This window comes from Phytohabitans sp. LJ34 (assembly GCF_052068095.1).
Taxonomy (GTDB): Bacteria; Actinomycetota; Actinomycetes; order Mycobacteriales; family Micromonosporaceae; genus Phytohabitans.
Genome location: NZ_JBQHDG010000054.1, coordinates 1 through 5,748 on the forward strand (window position 1 = coordinate 1; position 5,748 = coordinate 5,748).

The window sequence follows — 5,748 nt, forward strand, 5'->3', positions numbered from 1 at the left end:
AAGTTATGTAACGTGGTAAGATAAATCTCGTCGCTGAGAGACACACAAACAACTCAACAAAACAAATTAAAAGTTTTGAAAAAAAGTTGTTGACAAAGTTTCAAAGTGATGTTAAACTAAGAAAGTCGCTTGAGGGCGACAACGAAATGGTCTTTGAAAATTAAACAGAAGATATTAACATAAACCAGCAATTCTTTTATAAGTAATATGAGTATAGATTAAACTTTTAAATTGAGAGTTTGATCCTGGCTCAGGATGAACGCTGGCGGCGTGCTTAACACATGCAAGTCGAGCGATGAAGTTTCCTTCGGGAAACGGATTAGCGGCGGACGGGTGAGTAACACGTGGGTAACCTGCCTCATAGAGTGGAATAGCCTTCCGAAAGGAAGATTAATACCGCATAACGTTGAAAGATGGCATCATCATTCAACCAAAGGAGCAATCCGCTATGAGATGGACCCGCGGCGCATTAGCTAGTTGGTGGGGTAACGGCCTACCAAGGCGACGATGCGTAGCCGACCTGAGAGGGTGATCGGCCACATTGGGACTGAGACACGGCCCAGACTCCTACGGGAGGCAGCAGTGGGGAATATTGCACAATGGGGGAAACCCTGATGCAGCAACGCCGCGTGAGTGATGAAGGTTTTCGGATCGTAAAGCTCTGTCTTTGGGGAAGATAATGACGGTACCCAAGGAGGAAGCCACGGCTAACTACGTGCCAGCAGCCGCGGTAATACGTAGGTGGCGAGCGTTATCCGGATTTACTGGGCGTAAAGGGAGCGTAGGCGGATGATTAAGTGGGATGTGAAATACCCGGGCTCAACTTGGGTGCTGCATTCCAAACTGGTTATCTAGAGTGCAGGAGAGGAGAGTGGAATTCCTAGTGTAGCGGTGAAATGCGTAGAGATTAGGAAGAACACCAGTGGCGAAGGCGACTCTCTGGACTGTAACTGACGCTGAGGCTCGAAAGCGTGGGGAGCAAACAGGATTAGATACCCTGGTAGTCCACGCCGTAAACGATGAATACTAGGTGTGGGGGTTTCAACACCTCCGTGCCGCCGCTAACGCATTAAGTATTCCGCCTGGGGAGTACGGTCGCAAGATTAAAACTCAAAGGAATTGACGGGGACCCGCACAAGTAGCGGAGCATGTGGTTTAATTCGAAGCAACGCGAAGAACCTTACCTACACTTGACATCCCTTGCATTACTCTTAATCGAGGAAATCCCTTCGGGGACAAGGTGACAGGTGGTGCATGGTTGTCGTCAGCTCGTGTCGTGAGATGTTGGGTTAAGTCCCGCAACGAGCGCAACCCTTGTCGTTAGTTACTACCATTAAGTTGAGGACTCTAGCGAGACTGCCTGGGTTAACCAGGAGGAAGGTGGGGATGACGTCAAATCATCATGCCCCTTATGTGTAGGGCTACACACGTGCTACAATGGCTGGTACAGAGAGATGCAATACCGCGAGGTGGAGCCAAACTTAAAAACCAGTCTCAGTTCGGATTGTAGGCTGAAACTCGCCTACATGAAGCTGGAGTTACTAGTAATCGCGAATCAGAATGTCGCGGTGAATACGTTCCCGGGTCTTGTACACACCGCCCGTCACACCATGAGAGTTGGCAATACCCGAAGTCCGTGAGCTAACCGCAAGGAGGCAGCGGCCGAAGGTAGGGTCAGCGATTGGGGTGAAGTCGTAACAAGGTAGCCGTAGGAGAACCTGCGGCTGGATCACCTCCTTTCTAAGGAATACATCTTAGGACAACTAAGATGATAATGAATTCTGGATAATATCTCTGTTTAATTTTGAGAGACTATCTCTCAAAATTGTTCTTTGAAAATTGCACATAATTTAATTTATAGAAACAACAAGCCAAATTGGCAAAACCAATTTCTATTCTTTGTAAAATGAGAACTATAACTAATATAGGTCAAGCTACAAAGGGCGCATGGTGAATGCCTTGGCATCAGGAGCCGATGAAGGACGTGATAAGCTGCGATAAGCTTCGGGTAGGCGCACATAGCCTGAGATCCGAAGATCTCCGAATGAGGAAACTCACATGGGAAACCCCATGTATCATTAAGTGAATACATAGCTTAATGAAGGTAACCCAGGGAACTGAAACATCTAAGTACCTGGAGGAAGAGAAAGAAAAATCGATTTTCTTAGTAGCGGCGAGCGAAAGGGAAAGAGCCCAAACCGGAAACTTGTTTCCGGGGTTGTGGACATAGCATCAAAGTGGAGGCTATTGTAACTGAAGAGAACTGGAAAGTTCCACCGTAGAAGGTAATAGTCCTGTAAGTGAAACGAGAAGACCACGAGTTATGATCCAGAGTACCACGAGACACGTGAAACCTTGTGGGAAGCAGGGAGGACCACCTCCCAAGGCTAAATACTACCTGATGACCGATAGTGAAGCAGTACCGTGAGGGAAAGGTGAAAAGAACCCCGGGAGGGGAGTGAAATAGAACCTGAAACCGTGTGCCTACAACCGCTCAGAGCCCCTTATGAGGGTGATGAGGTGCTTTTTGTAGAACGAGCCAACGAGTTACGGTATGTAGCAAGGTTAAGTACTTAAGGTACGGAGCCGAAGGGAAACCGAGTCTGAATAGGGCGACTAGTTGCATGCCGTAGACCCGAAACCGGGTGACCTATCCATGGCCAGGTTGAAGCGAGGGTAAAACCTCGTGGAGGACCGAACCACGTTGCTGTTGAAAAAGCATGGGATGAGCTGTGGATAGCGGAGAAATTCCAATCGAACCCGGAGATAGCTGGTTCTCTCCGAAATAGCTTTAGGGCTAGCGTCGAGTATGAGTAGTGGAGGTAGAGCACTGAATGGGCTAGGGGGCATAGCGCTTACCGAACCTTATCAAACTCCGAATGCCACATACTTTGAGCTCGGCAGTCAGACTACGAATGATAAGATCCGTGGTCAAAAGGGAAACAGCCCAGATCGTCAGCTAAGGTCCCAAAGTGTAAGTTAAGTGGGAAAGGATGTGAGATTTCTAAGACAACTAGGATGTTGGCTTAGAAGCAGCCATTCATTAAAAGAGTGCGTAATAGCTCACTAGTCGAGAGATCTTGCGCCGAAAATGTAACGGGGCTAAACTTACCACCGAAGCTACGGGCTTGAACTTAGTTCAAGCGGTAGGAGAGCGTCGTAACCGGGCTGAAGTCGTACCGTAAGGAGCGGTGGACTGGTTACGAGTGAGAATGTTGGCATCAGTAGCGAGATGTGGGTGAGAATCCCACAGGCCGAAAACCTAAGGTTTCCTCAGGAAGGTTCGTCCGCTGAGGGTTAGTCGGGACCTAAGCCGAGGCCGAAAGGCGTAGGTGATGGACAACTGGTTGATATTCCAGTACCACTACCATCGTTATTATCGATGGCGTGACGCAGGAGGATAGTGTGTGCTAGCTATTGGATGCTAGTCTAAGCGTTTAGGCAGTGAGAGTAGGCAAATCCGCTCTCATAATGCTGAGGCGTGATGGGGAAGGTTCTACGGAACCGAAGTACATGATTCCACGCTGCCAAGAAAAGCGTCTAGAGAGAGAAGTAGTGCCCGTACCGCAAACCGACACAGGTAGGTGAGGAGAGAATCCTAAGGCCGGCGGAAGAATTACAGTTAAGGAACTCGGCAAATTGACCCCGTAAGTTCGCGAGAAGGGGTGCCTACGAGAGTAGGCCGCAGAGAATAGGCCCAAGCAACTGTTTAGCAAAAACACAGGTCTCTGCTAAAGCGTAAGCTGATGTATAGGGGCTGACGCCTGCCCGGTGCTGGAAGGTTAAGGGGAACACTTAGCGCAAGCGAAGGTGTGAACTTAAGCCCCAGTAAACGGCGGCCGTAACTATAACGGTCCTAAGGTAGCGAAATTCCTTGTCAGGTAAGTTCTGACCCGCACGAATGGCGTAATGACTTGGGCACTGTCTCAACTGTAAATCCGGCGAAGTTGTAGTGCGAGTGAAGATGCTCGCTACCCGCGATTGGACGGAAAGACCCCGTAGAGCTTTACTGTAGCTTAGCATTGAGTTTTGGTATTGTCTGTACAGGATAGGTGGGAGACTAGGAAACCAGGGCGTCAGCCTTGGTGGAGTCAACCTTGGGATACCACCCTGACAGTACTGAAATTCTAACTGGCGGCCATGAATCTGGTCACAGGACATTGTTAGGTGGGCAGTTTGACTGGGGCGGTCGCCTCCTAAAAAGTAACGGAGGCGCCCAAAGGTTCCCTCAGAACGGTCGGAAATCGTTCGAAGAGTGCAAAGGCAGAAGGGAGCCTGACTGCGACACCCACAAGTGGAGCAGGGACGAAAGTCGGGCTTAGTGATCCGGTGGTACCTCGTGGGAGGGCCATCGCTCAACGGATAAAAGCTACCTCGGGGATAACAGGCTGATCTCCCCCAAGAGTCCACATCGACGGGGAGGTTTGGCACCTCGATGTCGGCTCGTCGCATCCTGGGGCTGAAGTAGGTCCCAAGGGTTGGGCTGTTCGCCCATTAAAGCGGCACGCGAGCTGGGTTCAGAACGTCGTGAGACAGTTCGGTCCCTATCCGTCGCGGGCGTAGGAAATTTGAGAGGAGCTGTCCTTAGTACGAGAGGACCGGGATGGACTGACCTCTGGTGTACCAGTTGTTCCGCCAGGAGCACAGCTGGGTAGCTAAGTCGGGAATGGATAAACGCTGAAAGCATCTAAGCGTGAAGCCAACCTCAAGATGAGATTTCCCATAGCGTAAGCTAGTAAGATCCCTTGAAGAACACAAGGTTGATAGGTCGGGGGTGTAAGCATGGTAACATGTTCAGCTGACCGATACTAATAGATCGAGGGCTTGACCAAATATAGTAAATTAAATATGTGCAATTTTGAAAGAACAAAGTTTTTTCAAACATCTGGTGATGATGTTCTTTAGGGTAACACCCGTTCCCATTCCGAACACGACGGTTAAGCCTTTAGAAGCCGATGGTACTGCACGGGAGACTGTGTGGGAGAGTAGGTGGTCGCCAGGTCTTATGATTTGCTAGCTCAGTCGGTAGAGCACGTGACTTTTAATCACGGTGTCCAGGGTTCGATTCCCTGGCAGATCACCAAATTTAATTTGCAGATGTGGCGGAATTGGCAGACGCACTAGACTTAGGATCTAGCGCCTACGGCGTGGGGGTTCGACTCCCTTCATCTGCACCATTAAATTTAAACAAGCATTCAATGCGGGAGTGACTCAATGGTAGAGTGTCACCTTGCCAAGGTGAAAGTTGCGGGTTCGAGTCCCGTCTTCCGCTCCATATGCGGGTGTAGTTCAATGGTAGAACACCAGCCTTCCAAGCTGGATACCCGGGTTCGATTCCCGGTACCCGCTCCACAAAATGTTTCAAAAGTTAAGCAAAAAAGTGCTTGACAAAACATTTAAAACTAATTAAAATAAATTTTGTTTTCAATGTGTATCTTTAGCTCAGCTGGATAGAGCAACGGCCTTCTAAGCCGTGGGTCAGGGGTTCGAATCCCTTAAGGTACACCATATGGTGGGCGTAGTTCAGTTGGTAGAGCACCAGATTGTGGCTCTGGGTGTCGCGAGTTCGAGTCTCGTCGCTCACCCCATATTGGGATATCGCCAAGCGGTAAGGCAACGGACTTTGACTCCGTCATTCGCAGGTTCGAATCCTGCTATCCCAGCCAAAATGTGATTTGCTAGCTCAGTCGGTAGAGCACGTGACTTTTAATCACGGTGTCCAGGGTTCGATTCCCTGGCAGATCACCA

8 tRNA genes and 3 rRNA genes are annotated in these 5,748 nt (G+C 49.4%); all 11 read left to right on the plus strand.

Annotated features, from left to right (window positions below):
• Positions 1–227 precede the first annotated feature (227 nt).
• The 11 genes from ACTMTJ_RS45220 (at position 228) to ACTMTJ_RS45270 (ending at position 5,748) form a co-directional block, all read left to right on the plus strand.
• Positions 228–1,740 (plus strand): 16S ribosomal RNA (locus tag ACTMTJ_RS45220).
• Positions 1,741–1,927: 187 nt separating this feature from the next.
• A 23S ribosomal RNA gene (locus tag ACTMTJ_RS45225) occupies positions 1,928–4,832 on the plus strand.
• A gap of 52 nt (positions 4,833–4,884) precedes the next feature.
• A 5S ribosomal RNA gene (gene rrf / locus ACTMTJ_RS45230) occupies positions 4,885–5,002 on the plus strand.
• Together the 16S, 23S and 5S rRNA genes with 8 tRNA genes alongside form the textbook arrangement of a ribosomal RNA operon.
• A 5-nt stretch (positions 5,003–5,007) precedes the next feature.
• A tRNA-Lys gene (locus ACTMTJ_RS45235) sits at positions 5,008–5,083 on the plus strand.
• A gap of 10 nt (positions 5,084–5,093) precedes the next feature.
• Positions 5,094–5,177 (plus strand) — tRNA-Leu (locus tag ACTMTJ_RS45240).
• Positions 5,178–5,200: 23 nt separating this feature from the next.
• Positions 5,201–5,275: transfer RNA gene (locus ACTMTJ_RS45245), tRNA-Gly, on the plus strand.
• Positions 5,276–5,278: 3 nt separating this feature from the next.
• Positions 5,279–5,352: transfer RNA gene (locus ACTMTJ_RS45250), tRNA-Gly, on the plus strand.
• 79 nt (positions 5,353–5,431) lie between these two features.
• Positions 5,432–5,508 (plus strand) — tRNA-Arg (locus ACTMTJ_RS45255).
• A 4-nt stretch (positions 5,509–5,512) separates the two neighbouring features.
• A tRNA-His gene (locus ACTMTJ_RS45260) sits at positions 5,513–5,588 on the plus strand.
• A 3-nt stretch (positions 5,589–5,591) separates the two neighbouring features.
• A tRNA-Gln gene (locus ACTMTJ_RS45265) sits at positions 5,592–5,666 on the plus strand.
• Positions 5,667–5,672: 6 nt separating this feature from the next.
• Positions 5,673–5,748, plus strand: a tRNA-Lys gene (locus tag ACTMTJ_RS45270).